This is a genomic window from Virgibacillus natechei (assembly GCF_026013645.1).
Lineage (GTDB): Bacteria > Bacillota > Bacilli > Bacillales > Amphibacillaceae > Virgibacillus_L > Virgibacillus_L natechei.
The window spans coordinates 1,238,700-1,259,625 of record NZ_CP110224.1; the positions used below are offsets into that span (position 1 = coordinate 1,238,700).

21 protein-coding genes, 1 other RNA gene and 1 pseudogene are annotated in these 20,926 nt (G+C 38.4%); all 23 read left to right on the plus strand.

The genetic code is table 11. The annotated features are described in order from the left end of the window. The first annotated feature begins 3 nt into the window (after positions 1–3). The 23 genes and pseudogenes from sspL to OLD84_RS19460 all read left to right on the plus strand — a co-directional run bounded on the left by sspL (position 4) and on the right by OLD84_RS19460 (position 20,923). The gene (gene sspL, locus OLD84_RS06630; protein ID WP_209463262.1) at positions 4–153 is read left to right on the plus strand and encodes a small, acid-soluble spore protein L; all 150 of its coding nucleotides are present in this window, start codon (positions 4–6) and stop codon (positions 151–153) included. 12 nt (positions 154–165) lie between these two features. After that, positions 166–414, plus strand: coding sequence for a sporulation protein (locus OLD84_RS06635; protein WP_209463263.1), 249 nt, complete (start codon positions 166–168; stop codon positions 412–414). Between the two features lie 51 nt (positions 415–465). After that, a non-coding RNA gene (gene ssrS, locus OLD84_RS06640) (6S RNA) lies at positions 466–651 on the plus strand. A gap of 138 nt (positions 652–789) precedes the next feature. Next, entirely contained in the window at positions 790–2,268 is a 1,479-nt protein-coding gene (locus OLD84_RS06645; RefSeq protein WP_209463264.1) for an MDR family MFS transporter, read from the plus strand. Then, positions 2,265–3,212, plus strand: a complete 948-nt coding sequence (locus tag OLD84_RS06650) for an alpha/beta hydrolase (RefSeq protein ID WP_209463265.1) — start codon at positions 2,265–2,267, stop codon at positions 3,210–3,212. Before OLD84_RS06645 ends, OLD84_RS06650 begins: the two co-directional genes overlap by 4 nt. 681 nt (positions 3,213–3,893) lie before the next feature. Continuing rightward, entirely contained in the window at positions 3,894–4,862 is a 969-nt protein-coding gene (locus OLD84_RS06655) for a phosphotransferase enzyme family protein (protein ID WP_209463266.1), read from the plus strand. An 11-nt stretch (positions 4,863–4,873) separates the two neighbouring features. Continuing rightward, positions 4,874–5,233, plus strand: a complete 360-nt coding sequence (locus OLD84_RS06660) for a hypothetical protein (protein ID WP_209463267.1) — start codon at positions 4,874–4,876, stop codon at positions 5,231–5,233. Further along, positions 5,181–5,717 (plus strand): hypothetical protein, encoded by a 537-nt coding sequence (locus OLD84_RS06665; protein WP_209463268.1) that lies wholly within the window; start codon positions 5,181–5,183, stop codon positions 5,715–5,717. The genes OLD84_RS06660 and OLD84_RS06665 overlap by 53 nt, the downstream gene beginning before the upstream one ends. Next, on the plus strand, positions 5,710–5,880 hold the full coding sequence (locus OLD84_RS06670) for a hypothetical protein (protein WP_209463269.1): 171 nt from the start codon (positions 5,710–5,712) through the stop codon (positions 5,878–5,880). The genes OLD84_RS06665 and OLD84_RS06670 overlap by 8 nt, the downstream gene beginning before the upstream one ends. Before the next feature lie 65 nt (positions 5,881–5,945). After that, complete coding sequence (locus tag OLD84_RS06675; RefSeq protein ID WP_209463270.1) at positions 5,946–6,713, plus strand: GNAT family N-acetyltransferase; 768 nt, start codon at positions 5,946–5,948, stop codon at positions 6,711–6,713. Positions 6,714–6,761: 48 nt separating this feature from the next. Then, positions 6,762–7,022: an alpha/beta hydrolase gene (locus OLD84_RS06680; protein ID WP_209463271.1), complete on the plus strand. Its 261-nt coding sequence runs from the start codon at positions 6,762–6,764 to the stop codon at positions 7,020–7,022. A gap of 122 nt (positions 7,023–7,144) precedes the next feature. Next, positions 7,145–7,678: a GNAT family N-acetyltransferase gene (locus OLD84_RS06685; RefSeq protein ID WP_209463272.1), complete on the plus strand. Its 534-nt coding sequence runs from the start codon at positions 7,145–7,147 to the stop codon at positions 7,676–7,678. 16 nt (positions 7,679–7,694) lie between these two features. Continuing rightward, positions 7,695–8,258: pseudogene (locus OLD84_RS06690) on the plus strand (sugar O-acetyltransferase). 15 nt (positions 8,259–8,273) lie between these two features. After that, a complete protein-coding gene (locus tag OLD84_RS06695) occupies positions 8,274–8,777 on the plus strand; it encodes a DNA-deoxyinosine glycosylase (RefSeq protein ID WP_209463273.1) in 504 nt (167 codons plus the stop codon). 919 nt (positions 8,778–9,696) lie between these two features. Further along, a complete protein-coding gene (locus OLD84_RS06700) occupies positions 9,697–10,653 on the plus strand; it encodes an alpha/beta hydrolase (protein ID WP_209463274.1) in 957 nt (318 codons plus the stop codon). Positions 10,654–11,011: 358 nt separating this feature from the next. Continuing rightward, the gene (argC, locus tag OLD84_RS06705; protein ID WP_209463275.1) at positions 11,012–12,052 is read left to right on the plus strand and encodes an N-acetyl-gamma-glutamyl-phosphate reductase; all 1,041 of its coding nucleotides are present in this window, start codon (positions 11,012–11,014) and stop codon (positions 12,050–12,052) included. A 16-nt stretch (positions 12,053–12,068) separates the two neighbouring features. Continuing rightward, positions 12,069–13,295 (plus strand): bifunctional glutamate N-acetyltransferase/amino-acid acetyltransferase ArgJ, encoded by a 1,227-nt coding sequence (gene argJ / locus OLD84_RS06710; protein ID WP_209463276.1) that lies wholly within the window; start codon positions 12,069–12,071, stop codon positions 13,293–13,295. A 10-nt stretch (positions 13,296–13,305) separates the two neighbouring features. Further along, positions 13,306–14,106 carry an acetylglutamate kinase gene (argB, locus tag OLD84_RS06715; RefSeq protein WP_209463277.1) on the plus strand — a complete coding sequence of 267 codons (801 nt, stop codon included), beginning with the start codon at positions 13,306–13,308 and terminating at the stop codon, positions 14,104–14,106. Then, positions 14,099–15,301: an acetylornithine transaminase gene (locus tag OLD84_RS06720; protein WP_209463278.1), complete on the plus strand. Its 1,203-nt coding sequence runs from the start codon at positions 14,099–14,101 to the stop codon at positions 15,299–15,301. The genes argB and OLD84_RS06720 overlap by 8 nt, the downstream gene beginning before the upstream one ends. Further along, a complete protein-coding gene (locus OLD84_RS06725) occupies positions 15,298–16,398 on the plus strand; it encodes a carbamoyl phosphate synthase small subunit (RefSeq protein WP_209463279.1) in 1,101 nt (366 codons plus the stop codon). Before OLD84_RS06720 ends, OLD84_RS06725 begins: the two co-directional genes overlap by 4 nt. Continuing rightward, the gene (gene carB / locus OLD84_RS06730) at positions 16,373–19,618 is read left to right on the plus strand and encodes a carbamoyl-phosphate synthase (glutamine-hydrolyzing) large subunit (RefSeq protein WP_209463280.1); all 3,246 of its coding nucleotides are present in this window, start codon (positions 16,373–16,375) and stop codon (positions 19,616–19,618) included. Before OLD84_RS06725 ends, carB begins: the two co-directional genes overlap by 26 nt. Positions 19,619–19,649: 31 nt before the next feature. Further along, the gene (gene argF / locus OLD84_RS06735) at positions 19,650–20,609 is read left to right on the plus strand and encodes an ornithine carbamoyltransferase (RefSeq protein WP_209463281.1); all 960 of its coding nucleotides are present in this window, start codon (positions 19,650–19,652) and stop codon (positions 20,607–20,609) included. Between the two features lie 131 nt (positions 20,610–20,740). Next, positions 20,741–20,923, plus strand: coding sequence for a DUF4258 domain-containing protein (locus OLD84_RS19460; protein WP_390336820.1), 183 nt, complete (start codon positions 20,741–20,743; stop codon positions 20,921–20,923). The last annotated feature ends 3 nt before the right edge of the window (positions 20,924–20,926 follow it).

Sequence of the window (20,926 nt, forward strand, 5' to 3'; positions counted from 1 at the left end):
TTAGTGAGTAAAAAAAATAATAATACCAACCGAAGTAAAAGAAGAGTCAACGATTCAAGTCTAAATCCTCAAGGCTTGTCTGAGGATGTAGCCAATCAGGAGCCTAAATCCCAACTTGAACAACGTGCTAAAAAGAAGAATACGAAGATTTAGAAGGTGAATCGAATGGATCATACATTGAGTTATTTACGCGAATCTTTGTCCAATTATATGGAGAACGATATGTGCCAACAAATTGTTAAAAAAATGCAAGCTAATAAGTACGCGAACGAAGAAGAGCTTGCCAGAGATTTAGATGAAGAAGAAACGAGCTATTTAAATCAGGTATTAGAAAATGAGTTAGACTATGCCAAAAATGTGCAGGATGATAGCAGGGTAAAGGGACTAAATGAAGTGCACGAATTATTATTTTAATAAAAGAGATTTTCCTATTGAAATTTTTCAACTCCCGTTATATAATATATTCACAAGCTACATTGTACGTATTCAAATAAGTTTTAACCTCTAACAGATGAATAGGGAGTTTTATATAGAAATTGAAATGTCGAGCCGTCATTATGTAGCGGAAGACAGGAATTTTTCTGCAAGCACCCACTTAGTGAAGTGGTGGTTTAAAACTTTTTTACTAAATACGGCAATTGTGGCTATAACTACACAATTAAGCGAGACTAGCTTCCTAATGGAGGCTGGTCTTTTTCTTTTTTATAAAATAAACATTTTCCCTACATAATATATGGTAAAATGTAATGTGAGGCTAAGTTAATAGCAGACAGCAAGGGGAAAGAATAAATGACGAAAGATCGAATAGAAGATATACAAAAGATAAATAAAGCTCCAATCGTTGCGGTATTTTTAACTGGCGCATTTTTAGCAATATTGAATCAAACGTTAATGGCAACTGCAACACCACATATAATGGAAGATATGAATCTAACAGAAAACACTGCTCAATGGCTAACGACAATATTTATGCTGGTCAACGGAATTATGATTCCTGTTACAGCATTTTTAATTGAAACATATACAACCCGAAGGCTCTTTCTGACCGCAATGCTAACCTTCGCATTCGGTACATTGGTTTGTGCTGTGGCACCAAATTTTGCCATATTAATAACGGGGCGCGTAATTCAGGCAGCAGGTGCTGGTATTATGATGCCGTTAATGATGACGATATTTTTATTGATATTCCCGATTGAAAAGCGTGGAACGGCAATGGGGATGGTTGGCTTGGTAATTAGTTTTGCACCAGCAATTGGCCCAACTCTTTCCGGATTTCTTGTAGAGTATTTTCATTGGCGTTCGCTGTTTTATGTTGTGTTTCCATTAGTTATCATTGATATTATTATCGCTTATTTTGTATTGAAGAATGTAACAAATCGAACATTTCCAAAGGTGGATATATTATCCATATTCTTATCAACAATAGGTTTTGGTGGGTTATTGTACGGATTTAGTAGTGCTGGTAATTTTGGTTGGTCCAGTACGGTTGTTATTCTATCCTTATTGCTTGGCTCTATATCGCTCACGATATTTATTTTCCGTCAATTTAAGCTTAAACAACCTATGTTGGAATTTCGGGTTTTAAAAAATCGAACATTTACAATTGCAACAATAATAGGCATGATTACGTTTATAGGCTTAATTGCTTCTGAAACCATTTTACCAATTTACATGCAAAACATGGCCGGATTTAGTGCATATGAATCTGGACTGGTAATTCTACCGGGTGCGTTAATAATGGGATTCATGTCACCAATAACGGGTCGGATATTTGATCGTTTTGGTGCGCGTTACCTTGTAATAACCGGTTTGACAATTTTAACCATCACAAGCTTTTTATATACAAATTTAACGCCAGATACGTCATTAGAGTATTTGACCATCGTTTTTGCTATACGGATGTTTGGAATATCGATGGTAATGATGCCAGTAACAACCGCTGGGCTTAACCAGTTGTCCACCAAATTAATTCCACATGGAACGGCGATGAACAATACGATGCGCCAAGTAGCTGCTTCCATTGGTACTGCTGTTTTAATAACTGTCATGACAGCTTCCGCATTAAATACAGGAGAGGACGCAATGCCTAGTGATATGGTACACGGTGTTAATGTGGCTTTCTATGTTGCCACAGGCTTATCGCTAGTAGCTCTTGTATTAGCCTTTTATATTAAACGGATTACACCTGCAGAAGAACGAGCTGCATGGAGAGCACAGGAAGCGGAAGAGAAATTAAATAGTAGGGATTACAGGGGGGATGTAGATTGAAAAAGAAACTATTAATTATCTCTGGTGTTATCGTAAGCTTACTGGTTGTTGGAGTGTTCTTGGCCACGAATTATTTTTACGGGGAGAGTGTAAAGCGGGGAAGTGAAGTTGAGTTACACAGTGAAGAAGTTGAAACTGTCGCAAGTCAGCAAGATGAATCAATCGTAGAGGAAGCGAAGCAATGGTTTGATGAACAGGATACAGAAGTGCTTGAACAGATTTCTTACGATGATTTATCCTTAAAAGCAATTTATATAGAAAATGAAGTCTCAACAGGTAAAACTGTTGTTTTGGCTCATGGGTATCGTGGTATGAAAGAAGATATGAATGAATTAGTAAAATTTTATTATGATCAAGGGTTCGATATATTAATGCCAGATGCTCGTGGACATGGTGAAAGTGAAGGAGATTATGTAGGCTATGGATGGCATGATCGCCTTGATTACGTGCAATGGATAGAGATGCTTGTTGATAGCTACGAAGCTGAAGATATATTTTTACACGGGAATTCGATGGGGGCTTCCTTAGTGTTGATGACCAGTGGTGAAGATTTACCGGAAGAAGTTAAAGGTATTGTTGCGGATAGTGGATACACCACTGTTAAAGAAGAATTAACGCATCAGCTGAATCATTTATATAATCTACCGGCTTTTCCATTGCTTGATATAACAAGTGTGATGACCAATATTAGGGCAGGCTATACATTTGAAGAAGCTTCTGCCATTGACCAAGTAAAAAACACTACACTTCCAGTATATATTATTCACGGTGAAGAGGATGATCTTGTGCCAACGGAAATGGCTTATGAACTGTATGATGCTGCTGGCGGCGAAAAGGAGCTTTGGATTGTTCCTGATGCCGGCCATACGGATGCTCATACGGTTACTACTGCAGAATTTCAGGAACGATTGCAACGTTTTATTGATGGTGTGTTAGGGGATTAATTATTAAAAAGAAAATGTTATAATAAAACAAAAGGGAGTAATTCGATTGATTTCTAATACAGTCGAACGTAGACCCACGAAAAGGTTTAGCAGCAAAGAAGATCTGGACAAATTAAGGAAGTTCGTAAATGCTGAAAAAAAGAAATCTGGTTATAATGAGGAAAGAACAATCTCGCAAATTTTCTTTGAAAACGCTAAAAAACAAGGACGCCATATTTAATAGGCGTCCTTTATGATTCTTCGGTATTTCTTTTCGAAAGGCCTCATTAATGTACTTGAATGATTTGCCATTCTCTTTATTAATAAAACGCTTTAATCTTTCCAGCTTCTATTCGGTGTATTTCGATTTGCAAATGCTACTTGATTCATTTCTCCCATGGTTGTTTCCTCCAATCGGGGTTCCTCTTATTAATATATACCTTTGTAATTTCAATATGTCTTCCACTTTTTAATGAAATGAGGTTAATTTGTTATTTGGACATTAAAACGTATACACAGCAATAAAATAGTAGTACTTGAATTACCTCAGATTTTTGAACTACTTATACCAAATCGCTCCTTTCCTTTTGGTATCATAGAATGGAGCGTTTTTTAGATTAAAAAATGCGAAAATCGTTGCAGGAAGATAGCCGGTTATGGCGAATCTTTATAAATAGGAGCAATCACAACATGGAGGACAAAATGACAAACATTCGAGTAAAACACACATTGATTGATGAAAGATCAATTTTAGAGTTATTACAAGGCTATAATCTTGGCCCTATTAGCAGGTGTAGCTTTTTGACGAGAGGGCTAAATGATACTTACCTGATCATCACCCCAAGAAAGCAATATATATTCAGAGTTTATCGTTATGGTTGGCGAAATAAAGAGGCAATTCAATTTGAAATAGATGCCCTTCAGCATTTGAAAAATAAAACATTTACTATTTCACACCCCATTGCAAAACGTGATGGTACTTATTTAAATGAAATAGATGCACCTGAAGGGTTACGTTATGGGATGCTTTTCTCGTATTCTCAAGGAGAGAGACCTGCAATTAACGCACGTAATGCTCAACTGATAGGGGAATCGCTTGGTAAATTGCATCATAAAACCGATGATTTTCATTCTGAATATAATCGCGGTTTTAAGATAGATTTAAACCATTTATTGGATGAACCTACAGCAATGATTTTACCTGTTATTAATAAATTTTTCGGGAAAAAGGTAGAGGGAGACGTGCAGGAAATTGTAGAAAATCTTAAGACAGGACTCCGTAATAAAGAGCTTGAAATCGGCTTTTGCCATGGAGATTTTCATAACCATAATATGCATGTTGAAAATGGAAAAATTGAAGTATTTGATTTTGATGGTGCTGCAATGGGATTTAGAGCCTATGATGTTGCAGTGTCCTGGTGGAATTTGCTCACGAATTATGGCGAGAAGGAAGAAGAATGCTGGGAGGCGTTTTTAAAGGGTTATTCGTCCCAACGAACATTAGCAAAAGATGATTTCGCTAGCTTACCGTTACTTATTACAGCACGAAGGTTTTGGCTCCTCGGTACCATGTTGCAAAATGAAGACGTATGGGGGACGAACTGGATAAATAAGCAATCATTGGAATTATTTATACTACAGATCAAGACAGACATGATACGTGAAATGTAAGAGGTGAAAAAATGGAGACATTGCCAATTTGGTTCTGGATTATGTTTTATTTGTTCTTGCTGCTAACGCTAACCAGCGCCATATACAGTAACTTCAAAAATAGACGAATCTACTTGTCGTATATTAGTATCATATTATCACTCCTGGTTCCAGTCATGGGATTTTTATTTAGTTTGGGAAGAGCTGAAAGCCAGACTGAACTAGGATATCTTTTTGTTCAACTAGGGGCGGGGGATATATGGGCTGTTTTAATAACGCTGTTTCTTGTTTATTTTGTCGTGTGGTGGGTTTTATTGATTAAAGAGGAGATTGATATATATGCGATTATGGAAAAAATCCAGAATACAAGGTTCTGGAATAATAGCAAATAAATGTTTTTTCTATAGTGCATTAGCCCTTTATCTTGTAACAATGATATTGAATTTCCCATTTCCGCATGAGGAACCTTTTGGCGGAACAGTTTTTTCTGTGTTAAACATACCGCTTCAGACAACAAATGGTCTACATTATCTAGGAATCATTACACTTATCCTATTCATAGCAAGTCTATTTTTCCTTGCCAAGTCATTAAAAAAATATCATATTCGTATTCTAATACTGGCATTTATACTGTCAGGTTTCCTTCCTTCGATTATGATTGATGCTTATCAAAGTACTTTTGCTACGGGTGTCTATGCTGTGACGTATGAGGGAGATTCTAGTAATTGTGCGTTTGATAGGGCTGATTCCGAAACATTGCATGGAATCTGTGAGCTGTCCTTTGAAAATCATAGCAATGAAGGTGTACAGTTTTCGTTGGAATTTTATGATAAATATCAGTTTGAAGATGTATTCCTTCATAACATTTATGAATAACGATTCTCCTTATGATATTGAATTGAATGCACGTGAGCATAAAAGCGTAACAGTTGAGACGTATATAGATGTTTCAGAAATGGAAAATCCTATTCAAGGTGGAAGTGCGCAAAGTATGAATATTATTATAGAAGATGATGACGGCAAGAACAGGAGATTGTAAGGTGGAAAGATTGTCTCTTTATTAAATAAGGAGTAATGAGCTTCATATAGAAAGAAGGAACGTTTATGATTTATAAAGCGGATATTACTGTAAGGAAAAAACTATTTCCTATGTTCGATAGTATGAATGACACCATTATTCTTTCATGTCTTCAAGGGCATATGGGGAGTGCTTGGGTGGATGACCTTGAAAAACCTACCGTTGCACAAATTTCAGTAGGAGATTTTGTATTCTATGCTGGAAACCCTCATGCAAAAGAAGCTGAAGTGTTATTACAAAATTTGCCTGAAAACATTTTGGCAATTGTTCATACAGATGAATGGAAAAATCGTATAGAAACGGTTCATAAAGCTTCAATAGAAAAAATTCAGCGATATAGTTTCAAAAAGAATGTTGAAGATCTAGATCGTAAGCATATTGAGAAATTTTTATCTAGGCTTCCAGAAGGATATGAATTAAAAAGAATCGATGCATCTTTGGCGAAGGAACCCTCTTTGCATGAGATTTCCAAGGACTTCATAGGACAGTTTCATTCGATAGATGATTATGTAAAAAGAGGGGTTGGCTTTGCTATTTTGTATGATGGAAAGGTTGCATGCGGAGCATCGTCCTATAGTATTTATGATAAAGGAATAGAGATCGAAATTGCTACACATCACAAGCATAGAAGGAAAGGCTTAGCGACTGTAGCAGCAGCTGCATTGATTTTAGAATGTCTTGACAGGAGGCTGTATCCAAGCTGGGATGCGGCGAGTCTTGAGTCTGTAAAGTTAGCACAAAAGCTTGGGTACGTTTTGGATGGGCCGTATGATACGTACTATATTAAAAAGTAGATTGAAATGACTTAAAATAAAATCATATGAATGTTGAAAGGGGAATGAATGATGAATGAAAATTATCCGATAATGGAAAATGCTGAGGCGTTTTATTTCCCAGGTAATCAAGTAGGTGTTCTGGTAAGTCATGGGTTTACCGGGACGACACAAAGTATGCATTATTTAGGAAAGCGAATTGCTGACGAGGGATATACTGTTTATGGTCCTAGACTAACTGGTCATGGTACACATTATGAAGACATGGAGAAGGCGACAAATCAAGATTGGATCACAGATGTGGAAGCGAGTTTCTTGATTTGCAAATAAAGTTGAAGGAGAGTTTTGAATAGATGAGATAATTAGTGCAGAACTGGAGAAGTTTTAATGCAGATGAAAAAATCTTATAGAAAAATGTATGTACAGAGTCAAACAGGGAGCAGGAGATACTCATGAAGCAGTTTGAAACGGATAGATTAATTTTAAGGGATATTCATTTAGAAGATGCTGATGTAGTCGAAGAATTTGCAAGCGACTATCAATTAGCAAAAACAACGTTAAATATCCCTCATCCATACCCAAAAGGTTCAGCAAAAGAATTCTTAGCTAATTGTATTAAAGTTCAAAAGGAAGGAAAATTAAAAGTTCTAGCTGTTACGTTGAAACCAACTAATGAATTTATAGGAATGGTAAATATAAGTATTCATAAGAAGTTCCTTAGGGGAGAACTAGCTTATTGGATTGGTAAGCCATTTTGGGGAAACGGATATGCAACAGAAGCAGCAAAAGAAATGGTGCGAATTGGTTTTGATGAATTAATGTTAAATAGAGTTTTTGCACAATCATTTACAATGAATCCAGGATCATATCGAATAATGGAAAAGATAGGCCTGCAACATGAAGGTCTTTTACAAGAACATGTTAGTCGAGATGGTGAATTTTATGACATAACGGTATATGGCATTACTGAGAAACATTATAGATAAGAAGGAGAAATAAAATTTGAAATCAGAAAAACAAAAAATGATTAGCGGTGAATTGTATAACCCCGCTGACTTGGAATTATAAGCAGACCAGTTACATGCCAAAAAATTAACCAGATTATATAATCAAACAATGGAAACTGAAAGTACAAGACGAACGGAAATAGTGAAAGAACTTTTTGGTACCACTGGTGAAAGTATATTTATTGAACCGAATTTCCGATGTGATTACGGCTATAATATTCATGTCGGGGATAATTTTTACGCGAATTTTAATTGTGTGTTTCTGGATGTTTGTGAAATTAGGATAGGTGATAACTGCTTTATAGCCCCAGGGGTACATATCTATACCGCGACACATCCATTAGATCCGTACGTTCGAAAATCCGGGATAGAATCGGGGAAACCGGTTATCATGGGAGACAATGTATGGATTGGTGGTGGTGCAATCATCAACCCCGGAATACATGTAGGAGATAATGTGGTGATTGGATCAGGTGCAGTTGTAACAAAGAATGTTCCTGATAATGTAGTTGTAGGTGGGAATCCAGCAAAGGTTATTAAAAAGGTTGAGATAGAATAATCATGGAGTGATTTTATGGATAAAAAAATTAGTTCATTTCCACCTGTCTTACCTAATGTGCCCAAGGTGCTCATTCTCGGATCTATTCCTGGGGGTGTGTCTTTGGAGAAACGACAATATTACGGGAATCCCCGTAATCATTTCTGGGCCATTCTTTATGAACTTTTTGATCAGGAACCGCTCGATGATTATAAAGATAAACTTGATTTTGTGAAAAAACATGGGATTGCCTTATGGGACTCAATAGGTATATGTTACCGAGAAGGTAGTTTAGATGCTAATATTTTGGAAGAGGAACCAAATGATATTGCAGGATTATTAAAAGAGCAAGCTACCATTAAATTAATTGCATGCAATGGTGGAAAGTCTCACCAAACGCTTAGGAATAATTTCCCTGTTGCTAATTTAGGGGTGGAAGTCGTTAAAATGCCGTCAACTAGTCCAATCCCTGGTAAATATACAAAATCCTTCGAAGAAAAAGTAGCGATATGGAGGAAAATTTTAACGGTTATAAGTTAGTTGCGTGATTACATTACAATCTTATTAAGAATGAATAATTAGTTGTATTTAATTAATAAATAGAATACAATAAAAATGAGTCGTAAGGGCTACTTACGACTCAATACAATTCCCGCAAAGTAAGACGACTCGTCTAGGGAATGAAAAAAGTAATTGTCCTAGGTGGCTTTCACATCTGGATGATTACTTTTTTTCTTGGCTGCTGAACACAACTAACAAAATGAGTGTTGCGAACGAAAACATCAACTCAAGTGCACTGTCAATTGAGATCACAAGCTTCAACCCCTTTCATTAGGGTTTTAAGCCGCCATACAAAAAGTTCATCTTTGCGCTTTCCAGAGCACACCTTGCAGGACCTGTATATGTATATTATACAACAAAATAAATTGGAAAAGTCATAATTATTGAAAAATGGTAAAATTTTCCCATTGAATTTTGGGTCAACACTAAAATCTATGGTTGATAATAGTGAATAAATATGGTGAAAAACTAGTTAGCGAAGGAAAGACACGGAGACTCCTCGAAAATTCAGGACCAATTTTCTTCGTGCGATGCAATGCTGCCGTAGCCTTCCTTGTCCTGTGGGAAAGCGCAGTGGGAAGACCCCGCAGGAAAAAAGCGAACTTCTTTTTTTTCGAGGAGGCTGAGCTCAAGCCCACGGAAAGCGTAGTGTTTTTCCGCAGCGGCACCATAATTTATAATAACAGCTAGTTTGTCAACAATAGATTTTGATGAAGAGACCGAATTTTCAGTATTCACAAATATTGCCAGGTTCTTATTTTTGGTGTGGTCAAAGAAACACAGTAAAAAGGATAAATTTCTACTTCAATGTAAAGATATACCATCATAATAAGGTTTCATCATTTCATTATTCTAGTATAATAGGCTTATAGTCTTATATATTGGGAGGAGAACCAATGTGAAAAAGAAACGTTGGATAAAAATTGGTATAGGACTCTTTAGTGTCCTATTCATTATAAATGGCATTGCTAGCTTTTATTTTTATGATTTGGCAATTGAACGTAATGTAAAAGATTTTCTAGTAGGTAATGCGGATTTGGATGTTTCAGCAGAAGCAATGGATGTATTTACCGAGGGTGATTGGCGCCAGTGGTATCAGGATGAGAACTTTGAGCAGATGGAGATGACCTCTTATGATGGTTTGGAGCTTAAAGGCTATTTTCTAGAAGCAAAAGAGCCTACTGATAAAACTGTTGTATTAGCACATGGGTACCTTGGACATGCGGGTGACATGGGGTTATACGGTCAATATTATTACGAAGAACTTGGCTATAATGTTTTCACAGCAGACTTACGTGGTCATGGTGAAAGTGGCGGCGATTATATTGGATTTGGTTGGCATGACCGCATGGATTATACAGACTGGATTGACCAAATTATAGAAAAAGAGGGTCCGGAATCCCAAATTGTATTGCACGGGGTATCAATGGGAGCTGCAACCGTTTTAATGGCGAGTGGAGAAGTGTTACCTGATAACGTACAAGCAATTGTCGCAGATAGTCCGTATACGAGTGTGTATGAATTATTTGAGTACCAATTGAATCGTATGTTCCATTTACCTGCCTTCCCTGTGTTACCAAGTACGAGCCTGGTAACAAATATGCAGGCTGGATATACACTTAAAGAAGCTTCAACATTAGAGCAAGTGAAAAAGGCTGATGTGCCGATCTTATACGTTCATGGCGATGCGGATACGTTCGTACCGACGGTAATGTCGCAGGAATTATATGATAAAACAAAAAGTGAAGCAGAGATGATAACGTTCGAAGGAGCGAATCACGGTGAGGCTTTCGTTATTCAGGAAGAAAGATATATAAATGAATTAAATCAATTTTTACAGAAGTATATGGACTAGAATGTGAGGGTTTTCTGTTAAGTGGCAGGGAACCCTCTTTCTTTATGCTGTTTAACGGACAGATCGGTTTAATACGACACGTCTTGGGATTGCGAGCAAATGCTCATCCCACCGAAAACCTTTGGGACTACGATTACTCGCCCCACCAAAAACACCTGTGCGTTCACCGGCTAGGGTCGCGACGTCCTGTCGCAACGCCGGCATTAGCACGTCCAGTGCGTTGAAACTCTAATGAATGAAGTTTACTTATACAATAAAATGCATAATTATAAATATAAACTTATAAATATGCTTGCATAATTATCTTTTGAGGTTTATAATAATCAATAATCAGAAGTGAAACGAAAGGAAGATAGCTTTGAAAAACGTAGCAATTATTGGTGGTACCGGGTACGGGGCAATTGAATTAATACGGCTGCTGCATGCTCATGAACATATGCAGGTAAAGAAAATCATTTCACATTCAGAGCACGGTGAACAACTTGCATCCATCTACCCGCATTTGACTGATTTTATAGATTATCCAATGGAAGAGTTAGAGATTGAAAGTTTAAAAGCAGATATCGATATTGTGTTTTTTGCGACACCGGCTGGAGTATCAAAACAACTTATTCCTAAATTAGAAGATTCCCAGCTACAATGCATTGACCTATCAGGGGATTTGCGAATCACGGATCGATCGCAATATGAATCCTGGTATGGAGGAGGAGCGGCACCACAAGAAACGTTGGACCATGCAGTATATGGATTGTCGGAGGTTTACAGGGAAAAGGTGAAAGAAGCGAAAATTCTATCCAATCCAGGATGTTACCCAACGTCCAGTTTACTTGGACTTATACCAGCACTGGAGGAAAATATTATTACCTCCCATCCCATTATTATTGATGGGAAAACCGGTGTATCTGGAGCAGGAAAAAGCCCGACTGCTATGACTCATTTTTCAGAAACAAACGATAACGTTAAGCCGTATAAAATCGCCAAACATAAACATATTCCGGAAATAGATCAATATTTATCAGCAGTTGCAAGTGAGCCAATTGCGGTTACGTTTGCAGCACATCTCATTCCGATGACGCGCGGCTTAATCTGTACGATGTATGCACAGCTAAGGAAAGACATTTCTACAAAAGAAGTGATTGATCTGTATAAATCTTTTTATCAGTCCGATCCCTTTGTACGAATTCGCGCAGAAGGAGGGTTCCCAACGACTAAAGATGTCTATGGGAGTAATTTCTGTGATATAGGAATACAGGTTGATGAAAGAACAAATCAGCTCATTATTGTATCTGCAATTGATAATTTAGTTAAAGGTGCTTCTGGTCAAGCGATTCAGAATGCAAATTTAATGAATGGTTGGGATGAACAGCACGGATTAAATAGTTTACCAATATACCCATAAGAAAGGATGAAAATAGATGGTTGCTGTAACAGATAAAGAGATTCATATCATAAAAAACGGAAATGTAACGAGTCCACATGGTTTTTCCGCAGGAGGATTACACACAGGAATACGAAAAACAAAACTGGATTTTGGCTGGATTCATTCTGACAATCCTGCAACTGTAGCAGGCGTCTATACCTTAAATACTTTTCAGGCAGCTCCTCTTAAAGTGACAAAAGAAAGTATTGAAAAAGATAATAAAATTCAAACCGTAGTTGTTAACTCAGGTGTTGCTAATTCCTGCACAGGAAAACAGGGGATGTCTGACGCGTTGGAAATGCAAAAATTAACGGCTGATAAAATGAATGTTTCTACCGATCATGTTGCTGTAGCATCAACTGGTCTCATCGGTGTCCCCCTTCCAATGGACAACATTCGTACAGGGATAGAAGCGATGACAAATAGGGAACACTATTCTCCTGCTAATTTTGCTACTGCGATTTTAACAACCGATACGGTGACGAAACATATGGCAGTACAAATAGAAATTGATGGAGAAACCATTACAATTGGTGGAGCAGCAAAGGGTTCTGGCATGATCGACCCGAATATGGCGACAATGCTTTCTTTTATTACGACGGATGCCGTGATAGATCATGAAAGTTTGCAAAAGGCCTTAAAACATACGACAAACCAAACATTTAATATGATTACAGTTGATGGTGATTCTAGCACAAACGATATGGTTTTGGTTATGGCAAACGGACAACAGAATAATAGCGTATTAAATGAGTCTCATCCCCAATGGAATGATTTTTTACAAGCATTCCAGTACGTCTGTGAGGGACTGTCTAAACAGATTGCCAGAGACGGGGAAGGGGCAACGAAACTGATCGAAGTAAACGTGACAGGAGCCGCTTCAAATGAAACTGCAAGTCAGGTTGCCAAGGCAGTTATTTCTTCCAGTCTAGTGAAAACTGCTATCTATGGATCAGATCCGAACTGGGGACGAATTATAACTGCTGTGGGATATAGTGAACAGCCTGTTGACCCTGATAAAGTATCTGTATCACTTGGGGAGATTGCGGTTGTAGAATCAGGGCTTCCAGTAGATTTTGATGAAAATGAAGGGAAGCAGTACTTAGAGAATGAAACAGTCAAACTGAATGTAGATTTACAAGATGGACCCTATGAGGCGACTGCATGGGGCTGTGATTTAACCTATGATTACGTCAAAATTAATGCTTCTTATCGAACGTGAGGTGCGAGTGATGAATTGTATTGTTTTAAAAATGGGTGGCAGTATTTTAGAAAAGCTTCCGGACTCCTTCTATGAGATGATCGTTGACTTAAAGAAAACGGGTGTATGTGAACCTGTGATTGTTCACGGGGGAGGACCAGGAATTAATCGAATGTTACACCAATTGAAAGTGGAAAGTCCGTTCGTCGATGGTCTTCGAGTGACGACAAAAGAAGTATTAGATGTTGCTGAGATGGTGATGAGCGGATCGATTAATAAAAGTATTGTCAGCAACCTACAAAAGGCAGGGGGAGTAGCATATGGAACAAGTGGCGTGGATGGCTCCTTGTTACAAGCGACTCCGTTCGATCCTACAGGAGCACTAGGTTATGTCGGGGAAGTAGCCAGTGTGAATGATGATTGGCTAAAGGTCATTATGAGTCATGGAATTCCGGTTATTTCACCAATTGGTATCGATCAATCAGGCCAGCGATACAATATTAATGGTGATATGGCTGCCGCAGCCGTTGCTCAAAGCTTGAAAGGAAAGCTTGCACTGATCAGTGATATACCTGGCGTAATGGAGACAATTTCAGGCAAGCAGGTGATCCATCCTGTGCTTACAAAAGAACAAATTGATGAAAAAATTAAAACGGGTGTTATCTATGGTGGAATGATTCCAAAAATAAAGTCGGCTATGGACGGATTATCGGCCGGCGCAACAGAATCCGTTATCTTAAATGGATTAACACCTGCTGATCTGAAAAATTATATAGAAGGAAAAGAAGCAGGCACAAAAATAATAGCCGAGAAGGAGGCAAATCATGTCTGAAACTGTGACAACTCCAACCACGTCAGCAGTAATGAATACGTACGGACGGTTTCCTATAACACTAGTAAAAGGAAAAGGCAGCTACGTGTGGGATGATAATGATGAAAAATTCCTTGATTACACTTCTGGCATCGCCACCTGCAATTTAGGGCATGTTCCAGAACAGGTTAAGTCTAAAGTTATGGAACAACTTGATACATTATGGCATTGTTCCAATCTCTATGATATACCTTCCCAACAAGAACTGGCAACTGTATTAGCAGAGAACAGTTGTTTTGATAAGGTGTTTTTTTGCAATAGTGGTGCGGAAGCAAATGAATCCGCGATTAAAATAGCAAAAAAATATGCGAAGGATAAAGGTCATTCGAAAAAGACAGAGTTCGTAACATTCCATAATTCATTTCATGGTCGTACAGGAACGACAATGGCAGCAACAGGACAGGAAAAAATTCAACAAGGGTTCACTCCGTTAACACCTGGCTTTCGTTATTTGCCATTTAATGATGCGAATGCGCTCGCGCAAATAAATGACCAACAAACAACTGCAGTTATTTTGGAACTCGTCCAGGGCGAAGGGGGAGTATACCCTGCCGAGCAAGCTTGGATTAAGCAGCTGGAAGCGTTATGTAAGAAGGAAGATATTCTACTAATTATAGATGAAATTCAAACAGGGATTGGAAGAACAGGGACATTGTTTGCCTATGAACAATATGGAATTGAGCCGGATGTTATAACGGTGGCAAAAGGATTAGGATCCGGTTTTCCAGTAGGTGCGATGCTAGCAAAAGAAGCTGTTGCTAATTCATTTCAGCCCGGAACCCATGGAAGTACCTTTGGCGGAAATCCACTAGCGATGAGTGCTGGCTTGGCAACCATAGATACAATTCTAAGCGAAGATATACTTCCGGAAGTAAGTGCTAAAGGGTTATGGTTAACGAGCAAATTAGAAGAATTGCAGCAGGAGTTTTCTAGTATTGAACAAGTAAGAGGTCTTGGCCTTCTAATAGGCATTCAATTGTCAACTGACGCGAAAGTTTTGATAAGTGAATGTAGAAAAAGAGGATTACTCGTTCTTCCTGCAGGAGCAAATGTACTCAGAGTTTTGCCTCCCTTAACCACAACATATGAAGAGTTAGAACGTTTTGTTGATACACTTAAGCAAATTTTAACCGAGTTAGAGGTGAGTTTACCATGACGAAGGGTTATCTTGTTTTAGAAACGGGTGAAGCATTCAGCGGGGATTGGATCGGTGCTGAGCGTGAGATAGCTGGGGAGCTCGTTTTTAATACGAGTATGACAGGGTATCAGGAAATGGTAACAGATCCATCCTACGCAGGACAAATTTTAACATTTACCTATCCTTCCATTGGCAATTGTGGTGTTAACGGGGAAGATGAGGAAAGTAAAAGTATCTCCGTTTCAGCCGTGATTGCAAGCGATATTTGTGAGGAACCTAGTCATTATCAATCGACTAGAACGTTTTCAGAGGAATTAAAGCAGGCGAATATTCCTGGCCTAACGAATGTGGATACACGTGCATTAGTTGCGGTTATTCGTAAACATCATACCGTTCGTGGGAAAATTGTCGCAGAATGGAATAAGGATTCACCGCTAATCGAATGGAAAGAGAAGGACAGTCTGGGTTTAATACGTGATGTTGCAATAAAGAGGTCCGAAACGTATGGAAATGGATCGTATCATGTGGTTCTCGTTGACTTTGGTTATAAAAAATCTATTGTAGATGCTTTACTGGAACAAAATTGTACCGTAACAATCGTTCCGTATGATACATCATTAGAAGCAATTGAAGCACTTGATCCAGACGGAATCTTATTAAGCAATGGACCTGGAGATCCAATCGAGATGACGACTTTTCTCCTAAAGATAAAAACATTGACCAAAAATTATCCTACACTAGGTATTGGTTTGGGGCACCAGCTTATTGCATTAGCTCATGGTGGAAAAACGAAGAAAATGCCTGTTGGACATCGTGGGGGTAATTATCCGGTAAAAGAGTTAGGAACAGGTAAAGTTCGAATGACATCACAAAATCATGGTTATGTAGTGGAAGAAGACAGTGTGGATAACCAGGTTTTTCAAGCAATATTCCGAAACGTAAATGATAAGTCTCTCGAAGGGATGAAGCATGTCAGTCTTCCTGTTCAATCGGTTCAATTTCATCCGGAAGCACATCCAGGCCCAAGTGATACAGCATATATTTTTGAAAGATTTGTACAACAGGTAGCTACATGGGGAGGGAGCAAGTATGCGGAAACATCACTCATTCAATAAAGTTTTGGTAATTGGTTCCGGCCCAATCGTAATTGGTCAGGCAGCAGAATTTGACTATGCTGGTACACAAGCTTGTCTGGCATTAAAAGAAGAAGGCATTGAAGTTGTCTTAGTAAATAATAACCCAGCAACGATAATGACGGATAAAGATATAGCGGATCATGTTTACATGGAACCTCTCCAAGTGGATACATTGGAAAAAGTTATTGCAGAAGAAAAGCCTGATGGAATGATCGGAACATTGGGCGGGCAAACGGGACTAAACTTAACCGTGGAACTTTATGAGAAAGGTATTCTTGACCACTATAATGTGGAGCTGTTAGGTACGTCCGTCCCGTCGATACAAAAGGGCGAGAGTCGAGAGTTATTTCGTAACCTTATGCTAGAGATTGATGAACCCATTTCTGATTCAAAAATTATCGAATCCGTCGAAGAAGGAATTGAATTTATCCAGGAGATTGGTTATCCAGTAATCTTACGCCCTGCCTATACGCTTGGAGGTGAAGGTGGGGGATTTGCATATAATGATGCGGAATATGTAGATTTTCTAAATAAAGGATTATCATTAAGCCCAATTAATCAGGTGCTAGTCGAGAAAAGTATTAAAGGATGGAAAGAAATTGAATATGAAGTAATGCGAGATGCTAATGATACCTGTGTGATAGTTTGTAATATGGAGAACATGGATCCTGTAGGTGTTCATACTGGGGATTCGATTGTAACTGCACCTTCTCAAACGTTATCAGATGTTCAGTATCAGATGTTGCGAACCTCTTCACTTAAGGTTATCCGTGCTTTAGATGTTGTTGGAGGTTGCAATATTCAATTTGCCCTGAACCCAGAATCCAATGAGTATTGTATTATCGAAGTAAATCCACGGGTAAGCAGGTCGTCGGCATTAGCGTCAAAAGCTACTGGTTATCCAATTGCTCGTATCGCTACAAAATGTGCCATTGGCTACCCATTAGATGAGATTCTTAACCCGATTACGGGAAATACGTATGCATCGTTTGAACCAGCCTTGGATTATGTTGTCGTAAAGCTACCACGTTTTCCATTTGATAAATTCACAGAGGCAGACCGAACGCTAGGAACACAAATGAAAGCTACTGGTGAAGTAATGGCGATTGATCGAACATTTGAAGGAGCGCTGAATAAGGCAATCCGTTCTTTAGAAATGAATGTGTACAGTCTTCATTGGCCAGGAATGAATGTATATAGTCAGGATAAACTAACGGAACTTCTTTCAACGCCTAACGATTTACGACTATTTGCTATTGCTGAAGCTTTTACAAGGGAAATGAAATTGGATGACTTGATCAAATTAACAGCAATTGATTGCTGGTTTCTAAGAAAAATTCAAAAAATAATCCAATTTGAACAATCGCTGCTAGCGTATAGTTGGCCACATGTACCGGAGGAAATACTGAAAGAGGCCAAGCAGCTGAATATTAGTGATAAACGGGTTGCAGAATTAGTTGAGACAACACCTAGACTGCTTCGAACAGCATATAAAGAACGATCTATTAAACCGGCTTATAAATTAGTAGATACATGTGCAGGAGAATTTGATGCGATCACACCTTATTATTATTCCACATGGAATGGAAATGATGAAGTTATCACAAATGACGAGCGTAAGAAAATACTTGTCTTAGGGTCAGGTCCTATCCGCATTGGCCAAGGTGTGGAATTTGATTATTGTTCGGTTCATGCAGCATTAGCTGTGAAAAAAATGGGATATGATGCTGTCGTTATCAATAACAATCCGGAAACAGTCAGCACTGATTATACTGTCGCAGATCGTTTATATTTTGAACCATTAGCACTTGAGGATGTTCTAGGTGTTATTGAAAAAGAAAATATAACTGGTGTGCTCATTCAATTCGGTGGACAAACGGCAATTAATCTAGCAAATGATTTGGAAGATGAAGGGATACATGTGTTAGGTACAAAACCAGCACAAATTGATCAAATGGAAGATCGGGAGCAGTTCTATGAGGTGTTAAACCAATTAAATATCCCGCATATTGCAGGGCATATTGTCCATGGAACGGGTGAATTATCATCAGCAGCTACTGATTTAGGTTTCCCGGTAATCATTCGTCCTTCCTATGTTATTGGCGGGCAATCTATGTTTGTATGCTACAATCATAACGAATTAGAGCAATATGTGAAACGAATACAGAAGGATACAAACGACAGTTGTTGGCCGTTATTAATCGATCAATATATTTCTGGTTTGGAATGCGAAATTGACGTAATCAGTGATGGAAAAGACATCGTCATACCAGGAATTTTTGAACACTTGGAAAAAGCTGGCGTACATTCTGGGGATAGTATAACGAGTTTCCCACCTGTTTCTTTAGCGGAACAAACGAAAAATACGATAGTTGACTATACGCGTAAGATAAGCCAAACGGTGCCGATTATCGGAATGATGAATATACAATTTGTTATTCAACATGAAACGGTTTACGTATTAGAAGTGAATCCGCGATCATCGAGAACCGTACCAATAATGAGTAAAGTAACGGATATTCCGATGATTGAATGGGCGGTTCGGACGCAATTAGGTACACTGCTGACAGAAATGACAACGGATTTAGCATTACTACCAGAACCAGTTTATCACACCATAAAAGCACCGATCTTCTCAGCCAGTAAACTGAAAGATGTGGATCATGCATTAGGACCGGAAATGAAATCAACGGGTGAGATCATCGGATTAGGCTGGAATCAAAAAGAAGCATTAAAAAAGGCATCGCCTATTATTGATTATCTCGAGGGACCAAATCAGGATAGATTACAGGTTTTTGTTTCTGTGTCAGACCGTATGAAATCGGAAAGTGTTGCTATTATTACCGAATTTATAAACTTAGGTGCTAACATTACAGCAACAGAAGGAACGGCTAAATACTTGGAAGCAAGTGGCATTTCAACAACAAGCATGTTAAAAGATAAAGATGACTTGTTGCGTCATTGGAGAAATAGTGCGCCTCATATTGTTCTCAACATTCCGAATCAGGGAAGAGAAAAAGAAAAGATTGGATTTTATATCCGTGAATTATCTGTACGTTATCAAATTCCTTATTTCACGAGTTTGGAAACATTACAAGCGATGACGGATTGGTTCAGAGACGAGACGATAGAGGAAACGCCTAGATCGTTACAATCTTATGTTCAGCACCTGATAAAGGATGTTCAAGCCGTACGATAAAAATTACAATCACTAATAGGGGGGACATGATATGGGAAGATTGAAGCAAAACAAGTGGTCCCTCCAAACGGACCACTTGTTAACGATAGCAGATTTAACAGGCGAGGCCATTATATATTTAATTGAAGAAGCCATTGTATTGAAAAAGCAACTCAAAGAGGGGATACCACACCCACATCTTAAAGGGAAAACACTGGGGATGATTTTTGAAAAGGCCTCAACCAGAACAAGGGTCTCCTTTGAAGTTGGGATGATGCAGCTTGGGGGACACGCATTATTTCTAAATTCAAAAGATATACAATTGGGAAGGGGGGAGACTGTATCTGATACAGCCCAGGTTATGTCTCGTTACGTGGATGTCTTAATGGTTCGAACGTTTGCTCACGAGACGTTAGAAGTATTTTCCGAAGCTTCCTCCGTACCTGTTATTAACGGACTTACAGATCCTCATCATCCGACACAGGTCTTAGCTGATCTGATGACAATTTATGAGAATAAAGGAAAACTAGAAGGATTGAAGATATGCTATGTTGGGGATGGAAACAATAATATGACCCATTCACTCCTACAAGCTGCCGCACTCACAGGTATGCATATGGCCGTAGCAAGTCCAACAGGTTATGAACCGGATAATAGTATTTTTCAGCAAGCCAAAATTAAGGGGGAACAAACAGGGGCTGAGATAAGCTATTATGAATCACCAATAGACGCAATTCAGCATGCTGATGTGGTTATCACTGACGTATGGGCAAGTATGGGAGAGGAAAATGAATTAGAAGAAAGAAAAAAATTGTTCCAACCATTTCAAGTGAATAAAGAGCTTACACAAAACGCAAAGCAAGATTACCTTTTCTTACATTGTTTGCCTGCACACCGTGAAGAGGAAGTAACAACAGAAATCATTGATGGTAAGCACTCTGTCGTCTTCGATGAAGCTGAAAATAGACTTCATGCACAAAAGGCGTTATTAACGTTATTGATGGGAAATTAATTTGGAGTGAATTTTTATGTGTGTTTTTGTATAATGATACGTAACAATTAATAAAAATACAAACAGTCGAAGAAGGAAGTATTATTTAAGCATTCGATTCGTATTTCCGGTTTTCCATCTTAGTAGAAAAATTGATTATGTCCGTGTTTCAAGCAGAACTTGTTAAGGACTATCCTGATGATTTACGAGGGCATAGTTGCTTGATTTTAAGTTTTGTTAATGGTAAAGCGGTTCATACTGTTTGTGGAATTCATAAAAAACCCGCATTGCCCAAAGGGAAGTTGCGGGTTTTTCGTCTATTGAAATTAATTTGAATG

Excerpts from the sequence above, each read along its gene's own strand:
- OLD84_RS06635 (WP_209463263.1), top strand. The coding sequence starts at position 166 with ATGGATCATACATTGAGTTATTTACGCGAATCTTTGTCCAATTATATG.
- OLD84_RS06645 (WP_209463264.1), top strand. The coding sequence starts at position 790 with ATGACGAAAGATCGAATAGAAGATATACAAAAGATAAATAAAGCTCCA.
- OLD84_RS06655 (WP_209463266.1), top strand. The coding sequence starts at position 3,894 with ATGACAAACATTCGAGTAAAACACACATTGATTGATGAAAGATCAATT.
- OLD84_RS06660 (WP_209463267.1), top strand. The coding sequence starts at position 4,874 with ATGGAGACATTGCCAATTTGGTTCTGGATTATGTTTTATTTGTTCTTG.
- OLD84_RS06665 (WP_209463268.1), top strand. The coding sequence starts at position 5,181 with ATGCGATTATGGAAAAAATCCAGAATACAAGGTTCTGGAATAATAGCA.
- OLD84_RS06670 (WP_209463269.1), top strand. The coding sequence starts at position 5,710 with ATGAATAACGATTCTCCTTATGATATTGAATTGAATGCACGTGAGCAT.
- OLD84_RS06675 (WP_209463270.1), top strand. The coding sequence starts at position 5,946 with ATGATTTATAAAGCGGATATTACTGTAAGGAAAAAACTATTTCCTATG.
- OLD84_RS06680 (WP_209463271.1), top strand. The coding sequence starts at position 6,762 with ATGATGAATGAAAATTATCCGATAATGGAAAATGCTGAGGCGTTTTAT.
- OLD84_RS06685 (WP_209463272.1), top strand. The coding sequence starts at position 7,145 with ATGAAGCAGTTTGAAACGGATAGATTAATTTTAAGGGATATTCATTTA.
- OLD84_RS06695 (WP_209463273.1), top strand. The coding sequence starts at position 8,274 with ATGGATAAAAAAATTAGTTCATTTCCACCTGTCTTACCTAATGTGCCC.
- argJ (WP_209463276.1), top strand. The coding sequence starts at position 12,069 with ATGGTTGCTGTAACAGATAAAGAGATTCATATCATAAAAAACGGAAAT.
- argB (WP_209463277.1), top strand. The coding sequence starts at position 13,306 with ATGAATTGTATTGTTTTAAAAATGGGTGGCAGTATTTTAGAAAAGCTT.
- OLD84_RS06720 (WP_209463278.1), top strand. The coding sequence starts at position 14,099 with ATGTCTGAAACTGTGACAACTCCAACCACGTCAGCAGTAATGAATACG.
- OLD84_RS06725 (WP_209463279.1), top strand. The coding sequence starts at position 15,298 with ATGACGAAGGGTTATCTTGTTTTAGAAACGGGTGAAGCATTCAGCGGG.
- carB (WP_209463280.1), top strand. The coding sequence starts at position 16,373 with ATGCGGAAACATCACTCATTCAATAAAGTTTTGGTAATTGGTTCCGGC.
- argF (WP_209463281.1), top strand. The coding sequence starts at position 19,650 with ATGGGAAGATTGAAGCAAAACAAGTGGTCCCTCCAAACGGACCACTTG.